Source organism: Myxosarcina sp. GI1(2024) (assembly GCF_053543375.1).
This window is the reverse complement of the sequence record NZ_JBKGTY010000015.1, coordinates 74255-93477: the sequence shown is the minus strand read 5'-3', so window position 1 is coordinate 93477 and position 19223 is coordinate 74255. Positions and strand designations below refer to the sequence as shown.

The 19223-nt window shown below is 42.3% G+C and carries 21 protein-coding genes and 1 pseudogene; 7 read left to right on the top strand and 15 right to left on the bottom strand.

Going from position 1 to position 19223, the window contains the following annotated elements; translation table 11 throughout:
* The 6 genes from ACLFKQ_RS28910 to ACLFKQ_RS28885 form a co-directional block, all read right to left on the bottom strand.
* Positions 1–411, bottom strand: a 411-nt coding sequence (locus ACLFKQ_RS28910) for a dihydrofolate reductase family protein (protein WP_449003078.1), incomplete at its 3' end; no start/stop codon positions are given.
* A gap of 6 nt (positions 412–417) precedes the next feature.
* On the bottom strand, positions 418–3519 hold the full coding sequence (locus ACLFKQ_RS28905; protein WP_449003082.1) for an efflux RND transporter permease subunit: 3102 nt from the start codon (positions 3517–3519) through the stop codon (positions 418–420).
* A gap of 110 nt (positions 3520–3629) precedes the next feature.
* Entirely contained in the window at positions 3630–4988 is a 1359-nt protein-coding gene (locus ACLFKQ_RS28900; protein ID WP_449003077.1) for an efflux RND transporter periplasmic adaptor subunit, read from the bottom strand.
* Positions 4989–5558: 570 nt separating this feature from the next.
* Positions 5559–5960, bottom strand: a complete 402-nt coding sequence (locus ACLFKQ_RS28895; RefSeq protein ID WP_449003076.1) for a Rid family hydrolase — start codon at positions 5958–5960, stop codon at positions 5559–5561.
* 105 nt (positions 5961–6065) lie between these two features.
* On the bottom strand, positions 6066–6977 hold the full coding sequence (locus ACLFKQ_RS28890) for an SRPBCC family protein (protein WP_449003075.1): 912 nt from the start codon (positions 6975–6977) through the stop codon (positions 6066–6068).
* Between the two features lie 369 nt (positions 6978–7346).
* Positions 7347–8372 (bottom strand): quinone oxidoreductase family protein, encoded by a 1026-nt coding sequence (locus tag ACLFKQ_RS28885; protein WP_449003074.1) that lies wholly within the window; start codon positions 8370–8372, stop codon positions 7347–7349.
* A 249-nt stretch (positions 8373–8621) separates the two neighbouring features.
* On the opposite strand from ACLFKQ_RS28885, the gene ACLFKQ_RS28880 reads away from it, so the two are divergent.
* The gene (locus tag ACLFKQ_RS28880) at positions 8622–9095 is read left to right on the top strand and encodes a MarR family transcriptional regulator (RefSeq protein ID WP_449003073.1); all 474 of its coding nucleotides are present in this window, start codon (positions 8622–8624) and stop codon (positions 9093–9095) included.
* 187 nt (positions 9096–9282) lie between these two features.
* On the opposite strand, the gene ACLFKQ_RS28875 is transcribed toward ACLFKQ_RS28880, so the two are convergent.
* Positions 9283–9591, bottom strand: coding sequence for a hypothetical protein (locus ACLFKQ_RS28875; RefSeq protein ID WP_449003072.1), 309 nt, complete (start codon positions 9589–9591; stop codon positions 9283–9285).
* Between the two features lie 501 nt (positions 9592–10092).
* Here ACLFKQ_RS28875 and ACLFKQ_RS28870 point away from each other — a divergent pair.
* Together ACLFKQ_RS28870 and ACLFKQ_RS28865 are read left to right on the top strand one after the other, a co-directional pair.
* Entirely contained in the window at positions 10093–10713 is a 621-nt protein-coding gene (locus tag ACLFKQ_RS28870) for a hypothetical protein (RefSeq protein WP_449003071.1), read from the top strand.
* A 35-nt stretch (positions 10714–10748) separates the two neighbouring features.
* Entirely contained in the window at positions 10749–11018 is a 270-nt protein-coding gene (locus ACLFKQ_RS28865; protein WP_449003070.1) for a helix-turn-helix domain-containing protein, read from the top strand.
* A 177-nt stretch (positions 11019–11195) separates the two neighbouring features.
* Here ACLFKQ_RS28865 and ACLFKQ_RS28860 read toward each other — a convergent pair.
* The 7 genes and pseudogenes from ACLFKQ_RS28860 to ACLFKQ_RS28830 form a co-directional block, all read right to left on the bottom strand.
* Positions 11196–12146, bottom strand: a pseudogene (locus ACLFKQ_RS28860) (GNAT family N-acetyltransferase); the annotation flags it as partial.
* Positions 12147–12217: 71 nt separating this feature from the next.
* Positions 12218–12886, bottom strand: a complete 669-nt coding sequence (locus ACLFKQ_RS28855) for an MBL fold metallo-hydrolase (protein WP_449003069.1) — start codon at positions 12884–12886, stop codon at positions 12218–12220.
* Between the two features lie 71 nt (positions 12887–12957).
* Positions 12958–13200: a dihydrofolate reductase family protein gene (locus ACLFKQ_RS28850; RefSeq protein WP_449003068.1), complete on the bottom strand. Its 243-nt coding sequence runs from the start codon at positions 13198–13200 to the stop codon at positions 12958–12960.
* The gene (locus ACLFKQ_RS28845; protein WP_449003067.1) at positions 13169–13678 is read right to left on the bottom strand and encodes a hypothetical protein; all 510 of its coding nucleotides are present in this window, start codon (positions 13676–13678) and stop codon (positions 13169–13171) included. The genes ACLFKQ_RS28850 and ACLFKQ_RS28845 overlap by 32 nt, the downstream gene beginning before the upstream one ends.
* 45 nt (positions 13679–13723) lie before the next feature.
* Complete coding sequence (locus tag ACLFKQ_RS28840; RefSeq protein ID WP_449003066.1) at positions 13724–14167, bottom strand: DoxX family protein; 444 nt, start codon at positions 14165–14167, stop codon at positions 13724–13726.
* Between the two features lie 50 nt (positions 14168–14217).
* Complete coding sequence (locus ACLFKQ_RS28835) at positions 14218–14637, bottom strand: DUF2267 domain-containing protein (RefSeq protein WP_449003065.1); 420 nt, start codon at positions 14635–14637, stop codon at positions 14218–14220.
* A 200-nt stretch (positions 14638–14837) separates the two neighbouring features.
* Positions 14838–16049 carry an IS256 family transposase gene (locus ACLFKQ_RS28830; RefSeq protein ID WP_448998010.1) on the bottom strand — a complete coding sequence of 404 codons (1212 nt, stop codon included), beginning with the start codon at positions 16047–16049 and terminating at the stop codon, positions 14838–14840.
* Positions 16050–16449: 400 nt separating this feature from the next.
* Here ACLFKQ_RS28830 and ACLFKQ_RS28825 point away from each other — a divergent pair, with 400 nt between their 5' ends.
* The 4 genes from ACLFKQ_RS28825 to vapC all read left to right on the top strand — a co-directional run bounded on the left by ACLFKQ_RS28825 (position 16450) and on the right by vapC (position 18325).
* Entirely contained in the window at positions 16450–17040 is a 591-nt protein-coding gene (locus ACLFKQ_RS28825) for a hypothetical protein (protein WP_449003064.1), read from the top strand.
* Positions 16949–17554 carry a hypothetical protein gene (locus tag ACLFKQ_RS28820; RefSeq protein WP_449003063.1) on the top strand — a complete coding sequence of 202 codons (606 nt, stop codon included), beginning with the start codon at positions 16949–16951 and terminating at the stop codon, positions 17552–17554. Before ACLFKQ_RS28825 ends, ACLFKQ_RS28820 begins: the two co-directional genes overlap by 92 nt.
* Before the next feature lie 136 nt (positions 17555–17690).
* Positions 17691–17924 carry a hypothetical protein gene (locus tag ACLFKQ_RS28815; protein WP_449003062.1) on the top strand — a complete coding sequence of 78 codons (234 nt, stop codon included), beginning with the start codon at positions 17691–17693 and terminating at the stop codon, positions 17922–17924.
* Between the two features lie 2 nt (positions 17925–17926).
* Positions 17927–18325 (top strand): type II toxin-antitoxin system tRNA(fMet)-specific endonuclease VapC, encoded by a 399-nt coding sequence (gene vapC / locus ACLFKQ_RS28810; protein WP_449003061.1) that lies wholly within the window; start codon positions 17927–17929, stop codon positions 18323–18325.
* 18 nt (positions 18326–18343) lie between these two features.
* Here the strand turns inward: vapC and ACLFKQ_RS28805 are convergent, their stop codons facing one another.
* Positions 18344–19204 carry a tyrosine-type recombinase/integrase gene (locus ACLFKQ_RS28805; protein ID WP_449003060.1) on the bottom strand — a complete coding sequence of 287 codons (861 nt, stop codon included), beginning with the start codon at positions 19202–19204 and terminating at the stop codon, positions 18344–18346.
* Positions 19205–19223: the final 19 nt, after the last annotated feature.

Below are 19223 nucleotides of genomic sequence, written 5' to 3'. Positions count from 1 at the left end.
AATCACAGGAATGATGGAAATAATGTATTTGTCGATTAATCCTTGCTCTCGAAATGATGCAGCGATCGCTGCGCCTCCAACCAGCCAGGCACGATTTAGTTGTTGTAATTCCAACTCAGATACAACCTCTCTGGGGGATTTGGATGTAACTTTGATACTAGGTTCTACTAATTCGAGTTGTCGTTGAGAAAAAACCCAAGTATGCTTCGATTTGTAAGACCATTCTCCGAAGCCCAAAATTTGCTCGTAAGTTTTGCTACCCATCAAGACGGCATCAATTGAATCAAAGAATTTTTGGTATCCGTAATCTTCACCTTCAAGATCGATTTTAGAGAGCCAATCTACATTGCCATCTGGTTTGGCAATGTAGCTATCGAGGCTCATAGCAATATAGAGGATAATTTCTGACATAAAGGTTCATTTCCTCAATTGTTTCGCCACAATAATATAGAGTATGGGTACGATAAACAGACTCAAAACTGTAGCAATTACCATGCCACCGAAGACTGCTGTTCCCAGGGATTGACGACTAGCCGAACCCGCCCCTGTAGCTACAACTAGAGGGAAAATTCCTAGCAGCGTTGAAATTGCCGTCATGATAATTGGTCGGAGTCTTTGTTGTGCTGCTTCTAAGGCAGCTTTAGTAATAGAAAAACCTTGTTCTCGAAGTTGGTTGGCAAACTCCACAATCAGAATGGAATTTTTACTCGCCAAGCCAATCAACATCACCAAACCTACTTGACAGTAAACATCATTGGGGAAACCTCTGAGGGAAGCTGCCGATAGTGCGCCCAAGATCGCAAGAGGCACTGCTAGTAGAATAATAAACGGATCGATAAAGTTTTCATATTGAGCAGCTAGAACGAGAAAAACGAAGAACACTCCCAAGCCAAAAATAATTGGGGCTTGTCCTCCAGATTCAATTTCTTCCAAGGAAATTCCCGACCATTCATAATCCATATTTTTTGGTAAAACTTCAGCAGCAATGCGTTCCATCGCAGCGATCGCCTGACCAGAACTATAACCAGGCGCAGCAGCACCGTTGATTTCAATCGAACGTAGCAAATTATAGTGGTTAATAATTTGTGGTCCAGTTACAGGGGTCACTCGAACTAAATTACTCAGAGGAATCATTCGCTCTTGAGCAGAGCGAACATAGAGTTTGCCGATATCTTTGGGGTTAGAACGAAACTCCTTATCTGCTTGAATGTATACTCGATAAGTTCTGCCAAACTCATTAAAGTCGTTGACATAACGCGAACCCAGGAAAATTTGCAGTGTATTGAGAATATCATCAATCTCAACTTCTACCGCTTTAGCTTGGTTGCGATCGATTTCCAATAGTAGTTGGGGAGAATTAGCGGTATAGGTAGTAAAGACATTTTGTAGTTCGGGAGCCTGATTAGCTTTTTCTAGAATCTGACCCGCAAATTGTAAGAAAGTCTGAATATCGTTATTACCTCGGTCTTGAAGCTGAAATACAAAACCTCCAAAATTCCCCAAACCCTGTATTGTGGGTGGATTAATCGCAAATACCTTAGCATCGGGAATAGCCATTAGTTTGTCAATTGTCTGACCGAGAATTCCCTGGGCTGACTGTTCGGGTTGTCGGCGATCGCTCCAAGGAATAAAAGGAGTAAAAGTAGTAGCTACATTGGCTATGTTTCCAGTAAAACCAAAGCCACCAATGGAAAACGTCCCTGCTACTTCGGGTATTTCCTCAAAATAGCGATCTGAGCGATCGACTACTTGTTCGGTGTATGCCAAAGCAGTTCCTTCTGGTGCTTGAACTAGTTTAATTAAATAGCCTTGGTCTTCTTCGGGTAAAAATGCGGTGGGTACAGTTCGATACATCCAGACTGTCAACAACAGAAAGAAAACAAATAGCCCCACAATAAAGGCTTTAATCCGACTTAAGGGCGATAAGATACCGCGATATCCTTGGCGCAAGTACTCTATGCCACGATTAAATACAGCAAAAACTTTACCCAACCAACCTTGTGGCTGTTGTCCTTGGCGTAACAGTAAAGCGGAAAGCGAAGGTGTCAAACTTAAAGCATTAAAAGTAGAAATGACAATTGAAAAAGCAATAGTCAGGGCAAACTGTTTATAAAGTTGCCCAGTAGTTCCAGGAAAAAATGCGACAGGCACAAAAACCGCCAAAAGAACCAAAGAAGTGGCAATTACAGCACTGGAAAGTTCTCGCATTGCCTCCATCGCTGCTATACGGGGCTGCATCCCCTTTTCCTGCACTTTTGCCACAATATCTTCTACGACGACGATCGCATCATCCACCACCATCCCCGTAGCGAGAGTTAAACCAAACAGAGTCAGACTATTAATGGAAAACCCAAACAATTTGATAAAGGCAAAAGTTCCGATCAAAGAAATCGGAATCACAATGGCAGGAACTAAAGTGGCTCGCCAGTTCTGTAAAAAGACAAACAGCACCAGAACTACTAGCAGAACAGCCTGAGCTAGAGTTCTTACCACTTCCCTTCCCGACTCAACTACAAACAAACTGGGGTCGTAGGGAATTTCATAATCAATTCCTGGGGGGAAATCTTCAGCCAGTTCGGCTACCTTAGCTTTTACCGCATTGGCAACTTCGAGAGCATTACTGCCAGGAGCTTGCTGAATGCCGTAGCCCACGGCATTTCGACCGCTATACTTAGCAAAGGTTTCATAATTTTCAGCTCCTAGTTCAGCTCGTCCCACATCTTTGAGCTTAATCAGCGTGCCATCCGCTTGCGATCGCAGAATCATCTCCTCAAATTGAGTTGCTTCTTTTAACCTACCTACAGCCTTAAGGGTAAGTTGATACAATTGCCCGTCTTTAGCTGGGGGTTGACCGATCCTTCCCGCACCAACTTCCAGGTTTTGCTCGTTGAGGGCATCGACCACATCTTGAGCCGTAAGACCCCGACTAGCCAACCTTTGGGGATCTAACCACAGACGCATCGCATAGCGGCGTTCGCCAAAGGGAACAATATTAGCCACCCCTCTAATTCTTCTAATTTCATCTAAGACATAGAGATCGGCATAGTTACTGATAAAATTGCTGTCGTATTTACCTTCTTCTTGGCTAAATACTGCCATGCCCAGCAGAAAATTACTAGATTGCTTAGTCACAGAAACCCCTGTTTGCCTAACTAAATCTGGTAGTTGGGGTTCGGCTAAAGACACTCGATTGAGGACATCAACCGCAGCAATATCAATGTTATAACCCTGCTCGAAGGTAACCGTAAGCTGACTAGTACCATCCTCAGAACTAATCGAATTAAGATATTTCATGCCATCAACACCGTTAATTTGCCTTTCTAAAACAGTGGTGACGGTTTTTTCCACAACTTCGGCACTAGCTCCAATGTAGTTAGCACTGACTACCACTTGCACTGGGCTGATATCGGGGTACTGTTCGACAGGTAAAGTGGGAATACTGACTAAGCCCACCAACAAAACGACAATCGAACAGACAATAGTTAATACTGGTCGCTTGATAAAAGTTTCGATAAACATAAGAATTCGAGCGCGATCGCGCAATTGACCTCGATTATCTCCACCTAAAAAGATCGGAGATTCAGTTAGAACAACCAACTACTGTACGGGCGAACGGCTGTTCGCCCGTACTAACTCCCCTCAAGGGCAGCCTCTGTTGACGATTCTGCCGATTCTGGCATGATGGCAGCCCCATCAGATAGATTCAACAAACCAGACGTAATCAGGGTTTCTCCAGGCTCTAACCCTTCAATAACTTGATAGTAATTTCCTTGAATTAAACCTAACTTAACAGGACGTTGCTCGGCTATCAGGGTTGCCTCTCCCGATTCGCTGTCTGCTGTATCTTGGGCGACAAACACAAATGCCTGACTTCCCAAACGAGTAACTGCCGAAGCGGGTACTAAAACCCCTGAAGCTCGATCCCAAATAATTCTGCCTAGAACAAATTGCCGATCGCGCAGTATTCCCTGGGGATTGGGAAAACTAGCTTTTGCCAAAACAGTCTGAGATGTTGTATCGACTGTAGGAGAGATAAAACTAATCTTGCCTATTACTAAAGGATTGCCTCCTGGAGATGTCCTTAGTTCCACTGGCAGTCCGATACTCAATCTAGTAGTATCTTCAATTGGAACGGCAAGACGTAATTCCAAAGTCTGGTTTTGGGTAATTGTGGTAAGAGTGTCAGTAATTTCGACATAATCTCCAACCTTAACTGGAATATCGCCGATCTGCCCCGTAACTGGAGCAACTACTTCTGTATCTCGTAGATTTTCCCGTTCTAAATCGGCATCTGCTTCGGCTTGCCTGAGATCGGCATTAGCAGCCTCGATCGAGGCTTCGGCAGAGTTGATTCTTTTTTGAGCAGCTTCAAAACTAGCAAAGGCAGAGGAGCGATCGCGTTTAACCAGGTCTAGATCTTGGTCTGATTGCGCTCCTTCGGAAACCAAAAAACTCGTTCGTTTAAATTCTTCTTGCTGTAACTCTAGCTCTGCTGCTTCTCTAGATGCTTCTGCTTCTGCTGCTCTGAGTTCTGATTCAGCTTGATTGAGTGCTGCTTGCAAAGAATTTATTCTGGCGATCGCACTATTGAGTTGTGCATTGTTTTTATCGGGTCGAAGTTGAATTAGTGGTGTTCCCTGGTTAACATTGTCGCCAGAGCTAACTAAAATTTCGGTAATTCTTCCTTCAGCTTCTGGTTGTAAACTCACTCTTTGCTGTGCCTCAAGTGCGCCAACAAACTCGGAACTATTACTAATAGTGCTAGCTTCTAACTGTTGCATTCTTACGGGAATAGCAGGAGCAGATTGGCTTTCTACCGACAGAGGAGCATTATTTTGCTTCAGCCATAGCCAACTGACACCGCCACCAAGAAGTATTGTCAAGCTCAAAAATACCCAGAGCCATTTTGAGGGACGATTCCCTGCTGGTGAGGATTCAAATTCTTCAGACTTCTCGTCGAACAGTTTGGCAAATTCAGAAGATTTCATCTTTCTTAGGGATTTGTTCAAATCCCAGATAATTATTTGTAGCTATCTCAATTAAATGAAGTTCATTTGGCACAGGTGACTTAACTGTGAGCAGATCGCGTTATCTGGGTACTCAACATTAGAGGTTAATTGGGAAGAAATAAGGATGCACGTGGAAATAAATCAAATACGGTAATGCAGCCAAAAACTGTAGTTCTACTACTAAAGATTTATCAAAAAGCTTTAAGCTTTAAGCTCCAAGCTCTAAGCTAGAGGGCCACTCGACCCCTACTAAACAATACTTGCGAGCGTAGTTCACAGTTAGGAGGGGTTTAAAACTTCTGTCTTTCTGGCTTATGGCTTACAGCTTATAGCTACGAGCTTCGCTCGTTTATACAGGTAAGATAGAGTGGCAGATGTTTAGCTGTTGGTAATTTTTGACCAAAACCATAAACATCGATTCTTTTCCATTCATTGGTTAAAGTTGAGTCAGCGCGATCGCTAAACTTGAAAAAGTTAACAACTGCCAGTGATGATTTTATAACTTGTTATGCATCGATCTACCCGATAGTTACTTAATTCGCAAAAGCTTTAACCCATGGACGGTAAAAGCACAACGGCGCGAATCTCTAGTAGCAGCCCTTCAATGGCAAGATCGGTGATACCAATAGCCGTCCAAGCTGGGTTCCAATCGCCAAAAAACTTCTTTTTCTCTGCGCTTACCAGGGGCAAATATTCCCGTAAGCCGACATGATAGGTTGTGATATCGACAACATCTCGCGGGCTAGCGGGAATTGCTTTAATTATCTCTCCTAGATTAGCAAAGGCACGTGCGATCTGTATTTCCGAATTATTACTCACGGTGCCGTCTTCTTCTACTCCAACCTGACCAGAAATGAAGGCAAATTTGCCAGATGCTGTCACGCCAGGAACGTAGTCAAAGGCTTCGTAGGTAGCTTTGTGATGATCGGTTTCGATCCATTGCGATTGCATGACTTAATATCCTTCCTTACTTCGTTAAACAGTTGATTTTTTGGATTGCTTAGGCATCACATAATTTTTATCTTTACCAAAGGTTAAGCATTAATCATATCGATATCAGCAAAACTTCGGCAGAAGTAGGGCGATCGCTTTTTGATTTCCCTTATTCATAAACTTAGGGGTGCTTCCTAATGTATCTACTGCCATATTTTGAATAATTTTTGGCAGAGTGCGATCTGCTTGGAAAGCTAGCATCGGCAGAATAATTGATGCTAGATATTTGGGTTTTGGCATTAATTCCCACCAAACCATAATCTGAGTTCCTCGATCCCAGGGAACGATTTCCCAGCCACCTATCATGGTTTGAACGGGGAAAGGAAAATCGGGAGCTTCTGAGGCAAAACGTAGTACAAAGTTACAACCGTCCTCAAACTGCACGCATTCTTCCGACCAACGTTGCCCCGAATGGTCTTCACACACTCGCACAGCACCAACGCCAGAGGTTTGTCTATTTAGAACTACAGAACTTTTCAGGGATGCTGCATACTTTTTGATATCTCCCAAATTACTAACCACACTCCACATCTCTTTCGCAGGAACGTTGACAAAAACAGGAATACAAAGACGATATTCACCAGTTGGGAGTTGGTAAGCGCGTTGAATAGCCCAAAGTTGCCACACACCAAAAGTAAAGACAGTTATAGCTACTGCGATCGCCAGTAAATTACCCGAACTCGATAGTGCGTTAGGAAAGATTCCCAGCAATACTAAAGTAGCCAATACCCAGAGAAAGTCTCCCATACTAGCGTAAAGCGATCGCCAACTAGCAACCCTCTTTCGTGTGGCTTGATGGAGCAAATCCACCGCAAAGACAGCTAGCCCTATGCCGACGGATTGAATCAGCAACGGTGCTTGGATACCAAGTATTTCCTCGACAATAGACAAGTTGAATATCATCAACATGGCACAAGCAAATGAGAAAACAGCATTTGCCATAAGAGCAATTTTTAATGGTAGTGAGTTATTCATCGGCATCTCCTCTTAATTAAATGAAGTACATTTTGCACGGATGACTTAACAGCGAGCAGACTACATAATCTAAGTCTTTAACAACCGAATCGCTTCCTAAAAAAGCTGATGTTAAACATAAAGAGGGCTTGCAGGCATCTATACAAAATAGACGGTAATAGTTTCTTGATAGTGCGACAATCGATCGCCCAGTTTGTAAAAATTCGATAGATCCTTATTCAAATCTTGCTCGGTTTTCTAAGTTCGGAAAAACTCTCAAAATCGATCGCTTATAATACTAAGATCGAAATCTTGTCTTGAATGAATAATTCTGCACGAATAATAACAGCAATTAGCTCTTTGCTTTAAAGAGACGTTCGTGCTTAGGCTTCAAGGCTTCAAGACTATGGAACCAAGAGCTTTTCCTGCTGCTAGGCGAACGTGTGCATCCTTCGCTCGATCTAAAGAATAGACTCGATCGAGTGTTGGTTTAATCTTACCTGCTTTTACCTGTTCTAAACCCCAGAGCAAATCCTTCATGTCGCCCATTGCTGTACCTCTAATTTGCTGTTGTGCAAAAATGAATGGAGCAATTTCAATGGTTGTCTCCATTCCTGTAACTATTCCCATAGAAACCAAAATGCCAAGTGGCTTCAGTACCTTAAGGGATTTAGAGAAAAAGCTGCCGCCAAGATTATCGATAATCGTGTCAACGCCTTGTCCCTTTGTCCAGTCTCTAACCATCTTTACAAAGTCTTCAGACTCAATTTTGATAACAATATCCGCGCCTAAATTTTTGACGAAATCTTCTTTTTCTGGAGTTCTAATAGTCGCTGCAACTCTAGCACCAAGAGCTTTAGCAATTTGCAAACTAATAGAGCCTGTTCCTGAAGCTGCGCCATGAATGACAACAGTATCGCCTTCTTTAACTTCGCCAATTACTTTTACAGCTCTGACACAAGTAACCAAAGGCATGGGTAAAGTTGCAACCTGTTCGTTTTCTAACCCTGTATCATCTTTGACTAGCCATTTTTCTAGCACTATCGTATATTCGGCATAGGTTCCCCATTGAACTACACCGCGAGCTACATAGCTAGGTGCTGCACTCATAGGACTAAAGTTGTCCTCTTGAGGGTTTACGGGATATCCAGGTAAAGAAATCACTCGTTCTCCAACTCGAAATCGATTTGATTTTAATCCGTTTTTATCTACTACACCGACAGCATCAGAACCTAGAATATGAGGAAAATTTAGTTCGGGATTGACGACCCCCGAACGTACATAATGGTCGAGACGATTTAAACCAGTTGCCAATATCTTGACTCGAACCTCACCTTCTTCGGGTTCAGGAGTATCTACTTCAGCATAATCTAAAACATCTGGCTCACCGAATTTTCTAATAACAGCCGCTTTCATTGATTAAAATTTTCCTACTGAAATATTTCTAAAAATTCAACCTTCTTATCGAGCAAGTAAACGAAAAAGTAGCATTTGCTAAGAGGACAATTCGTAATGGTAGTGAGCTATTCATTGGAATCTCCTTGATTATGTTGTTGTCTCAAAAACTTTGAAGTGCGATCCGAAGGCTACGCGATCGCTTAATTGCTTTGCTATCTATGTAAATTTGGTTGACAATAAGTTTATGCTAGTGTGAATTTTTTATTTATGTCAACCAGGTTTACAAAAAGAGATGTTCCGATTGTGGAAAGTCGATCGCTCCAATTATTCTTTGGTGCAGCAGAAATGAACGAACAAATATCGCTTTATCTATCCAATGCTTTGAAGGATAAGGGATATAAATCTATAACGCCCTGCGTTCTCAATTTTCTGTGCGCGATAAAATGTGGCACTAACTATGGTTCGGAAATTGCCCGAAATCTATGCATTTCCAGGCAAATGGTTGCCAAAAAAGTCAAAGATTTATGCTGTGTTGGTTATTTAAAGCAAGTTGACGGCAAAGGAAAACAGAAACAAATACTGTTTACCGAATTGGGCGAAAACCTGATGTCAGATTCAAGGAAACTACTAGCAGAACTTGATGAAATACTCTGTGAGAAGCTCGATCGCGCAACTCTTGAAGAAACAGTCGAGAGATTAAAGCATATACAAGCAGCCGTACCAAATATCGACCGAGATTAAGAGCGTGACATAGAATATAGCGGTTCTAAATTATTTATGAAACAACCTAATGGCGAAGGACAAATGACATTCAAGACTTAAAAGGAGTCTGACATTCAGGAGCGTCCCAACTAAAACTGTCTACTTAAGGAGATTTTCGCCAGATCCCTTGGTGTCAATGTAGCAAAAAAAGCGATCGCCATTAAACTTATCTCTGATAAAGACGATTTAGCATGAATTTTACAGTTCTTAAATAGCCTTTGTCTTTGAGAGTTTCAGGTGATAGTCTGCGTTTGGCGATCGCAGCTTTCACGATATCCTCAGCCTTGATTTTTCTGGCTCTGACGGCAGAATAAAGTCTGCTATAGCTGGGAATATTGTGTTCTTGAAAATAGCCATGACGAGCTAAATTCACCAAATTAAATGGAGTTGTCTGCAAAGCATCTGCTTTTGCCTGAGTTGATAGACTCAAGCAGAGAACTAGCGTAGACAAAGACGCATATAGAAAAGATTTCATAAAGTTATCCTCCTTGAGGATTATTGCAAGTATTAAAGTATTTGCTACTAAACAAGTTACTGACTAGCAACAATATTTTTAACGGGTGTTAAATGTTATCTTTCGGCTTGAAAAACTAAGCACTACTTCCAGGGCTGATTCTTGTCCAAAGCCGATTGCACTGCACCTTCGATAACGCAATATTTGAACTAGAGGATTCGAGATAAGCAATTTGGTGGTAGCGATCGCGTTGCCATAATTTTTTCTTTCTCATAAATTCTTTATTCAAGGGGCGAGAGTGCGTAGCCATGCCATGCCCAAAGAGCTTATCTTTCTGCCCTAGAATAAACATCAATATGCAGTGGTTTAACCATATTTCTACTAAACTTCTGGCTAGTTATTAAGTTGCCTTTGCCAAATCGTTACAATTACAGAATAGGCAAATCAAATCAGAAGAACTACTTAAATCCTGCGTGACTGTCAAAAACTTGCTCCGAGTTTGTAGATTCAGTTTTAGAAGACATGACAAATTCATCTGAGAAACCATTAGCAGAAAGGCGATCGCCCATCGCTACCAGTCAAGACTTAGGTTGGGAATCAATTGTAGTCGAAGAATTTCAGAACCCTTCTGGCAGTGGCGAATCTAGTTATGAGCCAGATCATATAGTATGCTTGTCTTTAGCAACTCGACCACATCGTATCTGGCAGGCTGCGGGAGAACGTTCTTTTACGGGAGTATATACCAAAGGCGACTTGACGATTTTTCCTGCCGAACTTATCAGTTCTTACCGAGCTTATGGTGACGATCGCCACCTACAGATTGCTATTCCGCCTCAGTTTCTCAAACAGATTGCCACAGAAACAATTACTACTGACCCCGATCGCCTGGAATTAATTACCGAATTTCGCGTCCGCAACCCTAAAATCGAACAGTTAGCCCTAATGTTACGAGCCGAACTACATCAAGGTAATAGTGGTGTGGGACAGCTTTATGTCGAGTCTTTGGCTAATGCCCTAACTGTAAACTTGCTTAGAGATTATTCAGCAACTCAACTCCAGATAGCAACTTATCCAGGGGGATTGAGCGATGCCTTCGGCTATGCTTCGCAAATCGCCAGATACTACAGGTTACTGACTACATAAACGATCGCCTAACTGAATCTATCAAGATTAAAGATTTGGCAAAATTCCTCGGAATCAGTCAGTTTCATTTCAGCAGACTATTTAAAAAATCCACGGGAATAGCTCCCCATCAATATGTAATGCAGCAGAGAATCGAACTGGCTAAAAATTTACTTAAAAAAGCCGATAGCTCAATCGCAGATATAGCTTTAAATTGTGGTTTCAATAGCCAGAGCCACTTAGGTAGATGCTTTCGCGCCATCACAGGAATGACTCCTAGAGCTTACCGCCAGGAGCGATCGACGCTTATTTCACTCGAACAATAAACATCGAGAATTTCTTCTTAATTGAGCTCATTGGCTACCTGCAACCCAAGCACTTTAGTGCAAAGACTGCTGTAGGTGTTTGAATTGCCATGCTCGATCGCGATTAGGGTGTTGCAATCGCTACTCGAATCCTATAAACTTGGAAGTTTGTCTCAGGGTAACTTTGTCGGTGAAGACTCAAAAGAAGTCTGGCATCCAAGGGCGATCGCCTGAAAAAATTAGACTTGCTGCTGCTAAAGCTGCGGGAGGAGCTTGTAAATAGTTTAACTGCTTTAACTGAATAGGACTCAAAAAGCCTGTATATAGAGAGGCGAAATGACGGATATTAAGTTGAAAATCGCCATTTCCTCCCCGATCTACCTTTCCTTTCTCTTGAGATACCCTCAAACAAAATTTACCATTGTTAGCAGGAATATGATCGTCTCGAACATCTAAATGTAATTCTAATTCCAATTCTGATGGATAACCCCGCTTTGACAGTGCAGCAGGTAAATCGATAATACGCAACATCCAATTTGTTTGCTTAACTAGAGTCGGGCTTTGTTCTGGCAATAGAAGTACAAAAGGATTAACAGGAGAACCCCACCAGGTTACCTCTTTAATCAGAGAACGATGATCGCTCAAGAATGTCCATACTCGCTTGGCTGCTGCTGCGGTTAATAATGCCCAATCGGCGATCTCTATCTGCTCCTTTTCTTGAGTAAAAATTATATAACCTTCTGGTTGGGCAGGTGAACCAATTAGATAAGCATAAAGCGTTCCTTTTTCTGGAGGTTCTAATACTTTTTGCCAGATAGCTTTATTACGATCCAGGTTGCCATTGTTCAACCGAGCCTGTTGACTATAAATATCGGCAATACGGCGATCGCTTACTTCAATTCGTTCCAGTGCTAAATCTCTTTCCTGTAGCTGAATGCTGGCTGTTGGTAGTTGCCACTTACAGGAACTTCCACCTTGTTCGTATCCTACCTTTCGATAGGGTGCTTGAGTTGCAGGATATAGAGCCGAAATAGGTATTTGCTGACTATGTAACTCTTGAATTGTCTGTTTTAAAAGCCGATTGGCAACACCTTGTCCTCGATATTCGGGCAGGACACCAACAGCAGCAATCCCCGCCATTGGTACAGCTTTACCGCCAAACCACTGATATGGTTATGTTCTGGTTCACTTTAATCACCTACCTTTTAAGTCGCGATTTGTTAGTTGTTGTGACTGAACTGTTCCATTAAAAATGGTTTCCCGTGTCCAGGGTAAACAGTATCGATCGCTAAACTTTTGAGTTTTTCGACACTGGCATTTGCTGCCGAAGGATCGTCGATAATCGACCACAGTTTTGGTTCGTCGGTATTCCCCAATAAATCTCCGCAGAATAGATTTTTGGCTAATAAAATGCCGATTGAGCCTTTTGAATGACCAGGAAGATCGAGAACTCGAGCATCTAATCCATATTCAGCCAGATTATCTCCATCTTTTAGATACAGATCGGGTTTAAATCTATCTAATTTATTTAATCCGAACCATAAACCAAATATTATCTCGATGGCAAAATTTGGTTTTCGGCGATTCCAGAACATATCTCCCCGTTCGACCATGCCTAGATCGGCATGATGCATAGCTATTTTCGTCCCAAACTTTTGACCAAAATATGCAGCATTTCCACAATGGTCTATATCTCCATGAGTTAAGATAATCAGCTTAAGATTTCCCGACTGGCAGCCTGCGTTTCTCAGTTTTGTTTCAATAGTACTGCGCTGATTTGGCATCCCAGTATCGATTAAAATATAATCATTGCCGATTTTAAGAAGGTAGCAATTTACGGAAATATTGAATGCAAAAGGAGTGGTAATGGTTTTGATTTCTACATTCATAGATCCCTCCTGTTTATCGTTGCTTTAGTAATTTCATCTTTGTTACAAAGTTTCTCACTTATCTAATTTCATTAAAATACTGCGTAACTAAGAAGTAAAATTCCTTGTTTTTCTAACCTTGAATCTAAGAACCGAAGAGGAATTACATCACCATCTTCAAAATTTACGTCTTTGAAGAACGTTTGCTGAGAAGTTCCACCTACTAGGGTCGGATGCATTAAAAGGTGGAGTTCATCAACTACCCCTGCCCTAAGCAATACTCCATTCAGAGTTCCCCCACTATCAACACGGACAACGAGTGCCAAACCTATCATTTAGCTTTTCAAGGGCTATCCTAAAGTCTACGTGGTTAGTTCCTGCTTCTATAATTTCGATCTTATTTTGAGTCAGGTATTCAAAATGTTCGGGTGGTGTACTCTTCGTACATAAAGAAACGAAATCTTTCCAATATGGTTGTTTTCGCCAATAGTGCCAGCTTTTTAGTCTCCCGCGACTGTCTGGAACTACCAGGATAGGACGTAGATCTTCAGCGTTCGGTGTAACTGCGGACAGATCGGATCGGTCGTCATTGGGTATTTCATCCACTGCATTCATTAGGGTATCACATCCTACCAGGGATGCGTTTTCGCCCCATTGTTGCGCCAGCGAATAAAAAAGATTTAGATCGATAGAAAAACCGTTAGTTCGGCCATCTAAGCTTGCAGCAGTATAAAGAATTACTTTTGGTTTCATGCCATCATCTCCGAGCGTGTGTTTGGGTTTAGTTATCTTTGATTTGTGTCGAACTTCCAAATTAAAAATGAGCTAAATCTCTTCAGGGTGAACTGTGCTTCTCCGCTATCGCCGTACAGCCATAAACCCAACCCACCAAATCAGAAAAAGTTGCAGTGGTATACGGAAGAGAAGATATCGCGCACCTTGGACATTGCCACCAAAATCTACGGAATTGAGTGAGGCATAAATGTTAGAGGGCAGCACGCAAATCAGAAATGCGATCGCCATGATACCTGTAATACGCCGAGTAGATGAGAATAGAAAGCCAATCCCCATGACAATTTCCATGATTCCAGTGATGTAGATGATGGGATAACGATTAGGTATCCACTTCGGCAGCATCCACACCATACCGTCGGCTAAACTAAAATGACTAACTCCTGTAAATATAAAGAGAGCAGCAAACGCAATACAGCCTGCGGTGCGAACCCGATTGGATCGACCTGTAATCCACAGTATTCCCCACGACACAAAAAAAACGCTGAGTAATACAACTAGGACAACCATAAAGCCTCCTTAATTTGTCAAACGTTCACCTATAGAAAAGAGCAAGTAAATCATATTTTCCAAAACTCAACTGCACCTACTGGTAATTTGTCAAGCAGGCGATCGAAGGCTGATTCATCTACGTGCCTCCTCAAAGCACTAGCCACATCACGAATTGCCGTATCTGTAGAAAAATTATGTTCCGATCGCAACGACTTAACCTCCTGCATCATAACTTCACGCTCCTCGAATGGCGCGATCGGCTCATCTGTATTCCAGTCGGTAATAAAGAGCGATCTCAGGCAAATTGGTAGTACATTGGCAAAAGCGATCGCATCTTCCGTTGAAAGTCGGCGACGAAACGTCTGAAATACGCCTTGGGTCATGGTATAAGTTACATGAGTACTCCAGAGTCCCGCCGTATCCCGTGCGTCTACTAGGTAATCGTAAAACCGATCTGAAGCGCGCTCGTATTCTAAAGGTACTGGCATATTTGTATCCCTGTAACTCGATTATTTTCCCAACCTAACGTTACCCATCACCCGCTACAGATAATTTGTATCGTAACCGATGAACTCTCAGGGGTCGGTGTATGTGGAAGTTTTTAGGTATTTGTTTTTAATAGCTCTACGCCCTATGAATTATCAATAGCGCACAACCGGATCTGTCAATAAGTTTGTGTCAAAGAAAGTTAAAGTGGAAGCCGTCCTTCAAACTCGATGGCAAATCGATTTAAAGCAGCTTTCCAATCCCGTAAAGGTCTAGTCCATCTCTGAGATAAGTTATTAATCGCAAGATAAATAACTTTGAGCGCAGCTTCATCTGTTGGAAAAATCCGATGATTCTTCAACACTTTTCTAAGAGTCATATTCATCGACTCGATCGCATTAGTGGTGTAAATAATGCGACGGATTTCTGGAGGAAACTGGAAAAACGGAATCACGTGCTGCCAGTGAGCCAGCCAAGACCTACTAATTGGGGCATAAGTGGAGTCCCACTTGTCAGCAAAAGTTATTAGTGCCTGTTCGGCTTCAGCTTCAGTAGCGGCAGTGTACACTCGTTTGAGGTCAGCGGCAACAGCTTTACGGTGTTTGTAGGAGACATAGCGTAGGGAGTTCCTGACCATGTGTACCATACATAACTGTACGCGGGTTTGCGTAAATACCGTTTCAATCGCTTCGGCGAAGCCCGTCAGACCATCGATACAAGCAATAAAGATATCCTTGACTCCACGATTCTTTAACTCAGTTAACACCGACAGCCAGAATTTTGCCGTTTCTGTCTGGGTCATCCACAGCCCCAATAACTCCTTATCGCCTTCGATGTTGATTCCCAGAGCTAGATGGACGGCTTTGTTGATGACTCTTCCCTCCTGTCTGACTTTGACGACCAAAGCATCAAAAAAGATAATTGGATACACTGCCTCTAGGCTGCGATTTTGCCACTGGAGTCGCTCTTCATGAACCGCATTGGTTACTTGAGATACCAGGGCTGGCGATACTTCTACTCCATAAAGGTCTTGTAGTTGGGCTTGGATATCACGAGTGGTCATTCCTCTCGCATACAGGGCGAGAATCTTGTCATCGAAGCCTGTAAAACGAGTTTGTCCTTTTTTGACCATCTGAGGCTCGAATTGGCGATCGCGATCGCGAGGCACGGCAAGTTCCGCTTCGCCAAACTCCCCCTTAATGGTTTTACGGCTGTGTCCGTTGCGTCGATTTTGTCGCTCTTTTTTGCCCCGCTCTGCCTTCTGAGTCTCTAGATGTACGTCTATTTCAGCTTCTAAACAACGCTCTACGAGTTTTTTGGTCAGTTGTTTGAGGATTCCTCCTTCTCCAATAAGGTCTTCTGGTTTTTCATAGTCTTTGAGCAGTTCATCAATTAACTCTGGTCGAAAGGTCATAGTCTCATTCCTCACATTAATTCTATTTATTAGAGTGTGTTTTGACCTTTGACACAATTTATTTTACATACCCGTCTATGGGCTGATAACAATAGCGATCGCCATAACCATAATTTCCACTAACATCTACCCCCTACCCAGTTGGGCAACAGATATCGCTCAAGCAACGCAGACAGAAACTACTATACCCAAACGCCTAACTATCACCGTCAATGTCACCGAACCAGACGATCTCAAAGTCAGTGAAGAAGAACAAGTAGCCAAAGGTGAAATCATTGCCGACAGGGAACGAGAACGAACTAGACTGACCGCTCAACAGAAACAATTACAGCTATCTCTCGACCGAATAGGCGCAGCTTCTATTACACCACCAGCCGCACCCCAAGCAGTACCGACAGTAATGGCACTACCGCCAGTCAGCTATTTAGAACACGAAGCAGCTGTAGAGAAAACTAAAAGTGCGATCGCCTCGGTAGAATCGGAACTAGAACTCAAACAGGAAGAAATAAACTATCTCAAAGGAGTAAAAAACTTAGACCCGGTTATTCTCGAACACGAACAAGCCAAACTCAAACAGCTAAAGCAAGAGCATACGGCAGCAGTTAGGGATTATCAGCTAGCGATGGGCAAGATGCAGAGTGCCAAACACAGCAGGAAATACCAAGAGTACCAAGCTTTGATTAATTCCGCCCGTCGCGTCGAAGAAATGAATCAAGCTCGTCTCAATTACCAACGGCAGCTAGCAGAATACGAACAAAGACTGACAGACAGAGAATTTCAGGTTACACAGCTACAGGAGAAATTGAATAATGTTGAAAATCAGATCGCTACCCTTTCCGTTGTCAAATCTCCCTATGCTGGTACTGTTCGCCGTGTTAATTGGCTCGGTCAATCCCCCGATGGTTCTCTCACAGCCGAAGTCACCCTCATGGTTGGAAGGCAGAAGTCAGAAGTCAGGAGTCAGAAGTCAGGAGTTAAAACCAACAATTGAACTGCCTTGTCTCAATAGTAGTAATGAATGTTTAGAACAACTAACCAAACGAGCGATCGCCAACTCAAATAAACTCCAGCAGACGAGCGATCGAATTACCGCAATCGAGCGACGGTTGGCAGTTACAGAAGATCGTATCGATTACACATCAAAGAAGAAATGGACTAACTACATTACTACCAATCCCGTAGACATCATTCAAAATCTCTTTGGTGGTGGTGGGATGCAGAGAGATAATCTAGCGATCGCCAACCTGGAAATCAGAACCGCAGACTTGTTAGCAGCTAAAGCCGAACTAGAAAGGCAGCAGGAAGCGGAGAAGCTAAAGCTAGAAGATGAAGTGCTGCACCTGCTTTTAGACTATGAAGCTGCTCAACGCAAACATGAGTTACTAACTTCTCAACTAGAGACTTTAGATCGGCAAAGGGAAGTAGTGAGGATTGTTTATAAGTACGGTAGGGGTAAGTACGAGTCAGATATTGGGTATGGAGAATCGGCGCGAGCGCCTGAATGAACAATTGACTGATGTAACTATCGCTCGAGATGAGTCTGTACGGGAGTTATTACATTTAATTGGGGAAAAGTAAGAAAAGTGAGAATATTTGAGATAATTAAAGAAGATAATTTTAATTAAAGCTGCTATAGATGCTATGACTAATCAACCATATTCCAAGCAAACTATTGGCGATTTAACCTTATTGGAGTTAGAGCAATTGATTGAAAATATTGCCAAAAAGACTGTCCAAAGAGAAATGATGATTTCTCAAAAAAACGAAAGAGAATTATTAGTTGAAACTTTTGGGGCTTGGGAAGATGATAAGACAGAACAAGAAATAATCGAGGAAATTTATGAGAGCCGCAATAACAGTTATAGTTCATTGTAACCGTGAAATATTTACTGGATACTGATATTTGTATTTACTGGCTCAAAGGAAGAAATCAAGTCAGAGAGAAAATTAACCAACTAGATCGAAGTGAAATAGCCATCTGCTCCATTACAGTTTCGGAATTATACTTTGGGGCATATAACTCAAGCAAAATTGAGAAAAATTTAATCACTGCAGAAACTTTTATTCAATCCCTTCCTGTCAGATCATTGAGTAATGAAACATTGAAAAAATTTGGTCAACTAAAAGCTAAATTGCGTCAAGCAGGAACACCCTTAGCAGATTTCGATCTACTGATTGCTAGCGTCGCCATAACCGAAGATTTGATTTTAGTTACTAACAATCTTCGTCATTATCAGAGAATTGTTGGTTTAAAGTTAGAGAATTGGACTATTTAGTAGAAAAAGTCGATCGCTCTAATCCAAATCGATAAACTTACTGGTACACTCACTCGGCTGCACGTGCAGATAACGAGAAGTTACCGCCAGGGAACTATGCCCCAGAGACTTCATCAACAAATCTATCCCCGCACCATTATTTAAACTGTGACAAGCATGGGCATGACGCAGCCAGTGAGCCGAAGTGTGGGGATTAATCCCTGCTTTCTCGACCGCTTTTTTAATCAGCCGATGGATGGCATGACGGTCTAAGCGATTGCCAAAGCGAGACAAAAACACCGCTTCAGTCTTCTCACTCCTCGGAAGCTGCTTTAATTCCGACCACAATTGATGAGTTATTAGTAATGTCCTGGTTTTATGACCCTTGCCAAAGATAGTTACAGTCACGCTATCATCGGTTGGTTGAAAGTCCGACCAGTTCAAACCTACTAACTCAGAGATTCTCAAACCCAGAATGTATAAGAGGATGAGTATCGAGTGATCGCGTTGGTTGGTAGCTGCATTAATTAACTCTTTAACCTCTTCCCCTTGCAGTATTCTTTCATTGAGAGCATCTTTAGCCTTGATAGTCTTAATCATCGAGGCGGGATTATTCCTCAGATAACCAGTTTTGACCCCAAAGCTAAATAAAGACTTAATTGCTCCTAGTTTGTTGTTAATGGTATTTTGGCTCTTGCCACGAAGCTGAAACGATTCTAGCCACAATAAAATATCTTCCAGCTTCACCTCTTCTAGCTCCTTACCCGTAAAGGCGAGAAACTGCCTACTGATAGTGATATAAGTCTTTTGAGTAGTGGGGGGCTTTTGGGAAATCCACAATCTAATCAATTCCACATCTCTTTTCGCGTCAGTCAGTGTCGGATAGGTATTAATCGTCATATCACAACAGAAATTTGAT

What these genes read in the sequence shown, in the direction of transcription:
- ACLFKQ_RS28895 (WP_449003076.1), bottom strand. Translation starts at nt 5,960, where the DNA reads ATGCAATCGCAATGGATCGAAACCGATCATCACAAAGCTACCTACGAA.
- ACLFKQ_RS28815 (WP_449003062.1), top strand. Translation starts at nt 17,691, where the DNA reads ATGACTAATCAACCATATTCCAAGCAAACTATTGGCGATTTAACCTTA.
- ACLFKQ_RS28850 (WP_449003068.1), bottom strand. Translation starts at nt 13,200, where the DNA reads ATGATAGGTTTGGCACTCGTTGTCCGTGTTGATAGTGGGGGAACTCTG.
- ACLFKQ_RS28855 (WP_449003069.1), bottom strand. Translation starts at nt 12,886, where the DNA reads ATGAATGTAGAAATCAAAACCATTACCACTCCTTTTGCATTCAATATT.
- ACLFKQ_RS28885 (WP_449003074.1), bottom strand. Translation starts at nt 8,372, where the DNA reads ATGAAAGCGGCTGTTATTAGAAAATTCGGTGAGCCAGATGTTTTAGAT.
- ACLFKQ_RS28900 (WP_449003077.1), bottom strand. Translation starts at nt 4,988, where the DNA reads ATGAAATCTTCTGAATTTGCCAAACTGTTCGACGAGAAGTCTGAAGAA.
- ACLFKQ_RS28825 (WP_449003064.1), top strand. Translation starts at nt 16,450, where the DNA reads ATGGCACTACCGCCAGTCAGCTATTTAGAACACGAAGCAGCTGTAGAG.
- ACLFKQ_RS28820 (WP_449003063.1), top strand. Translation starts at nt 16,949, where the DNA reads ATGGTTCTCTCACAGCCGAAGTCACCCTCATGGTTGGAAGGCAGAAGT.
- ACLFKQ_RS28905 (WP_449003082.1), bottom strand. Translation starts at nt 3,519, where the DNA reads ATGTTTATCGAAACTTTTATCAAGCGACCAGTATTAACTATTGTCTGT.
- ACLFKQ_RS28875 (WP_449003072.1), bottom strand. Translation starts at nt 9,591, where the DNA reads ATGAAATCTTTTCTATATGCGTCTTTGTCTACGCTAGTTCTCTGCTTG.
- ACLFKQ_RS28835 (WP_449003065.1), bottom strand. Translation starts at nt 14,637, where the DNA reads ATGCCAGTACCTTTAGAATACGAGCGCGCTTCAGATCGGTTTTACGAT.
- ACLFKQ_RS28890 (WP_449003075.1), bottom strand. Translation starts at nt 6,977, where the DNA reads ATGAATAACTCACTACCATTAAAAATTGCTCTTATGGCAAATGCTGTT.
- ACLFKQ_RS28805 (WP_449003060.1), bottom strand. Translation starts at nt 19,204, where the DNA reads ATGACGATTAATACCTATCCGACACTGACTGACGCGAAAAGAGATGTG.
- ACLFKQ_RS28870 (WP_449003071.1), top strand. Translation starts at nt 10,093, where the DNA reads ATGACAAATTCATCTGAGAAACCATTAGCAGAAAGGCGATCGCCCATC.
- ACLFKQ_RS28880 (WP_449003073.1), top strand. Translation starts at nt 8,622, where the DNA reads ATGTCAACCAGGTTTACAAAAAGAGATGTTCCGATTGTGGAAAGTCGA.
- ACLFKQ_RS28840 (WP_449003066.1), bottom strand. Translation starts at nt 14,167, where the DNA reads ATGGTTGTCCTAGTTGTATTACTCAGCGTTTTTTTTGTGTCGTGGGGA.
- ACLFKQ_RS28830 (WP_448998010.1), bottom strand. Translation starts at nt 16,049, where the DNA reads ATGACCTTTCGACCAGAGTTAATTGATGAACTGCTCAAAGACTATGAA.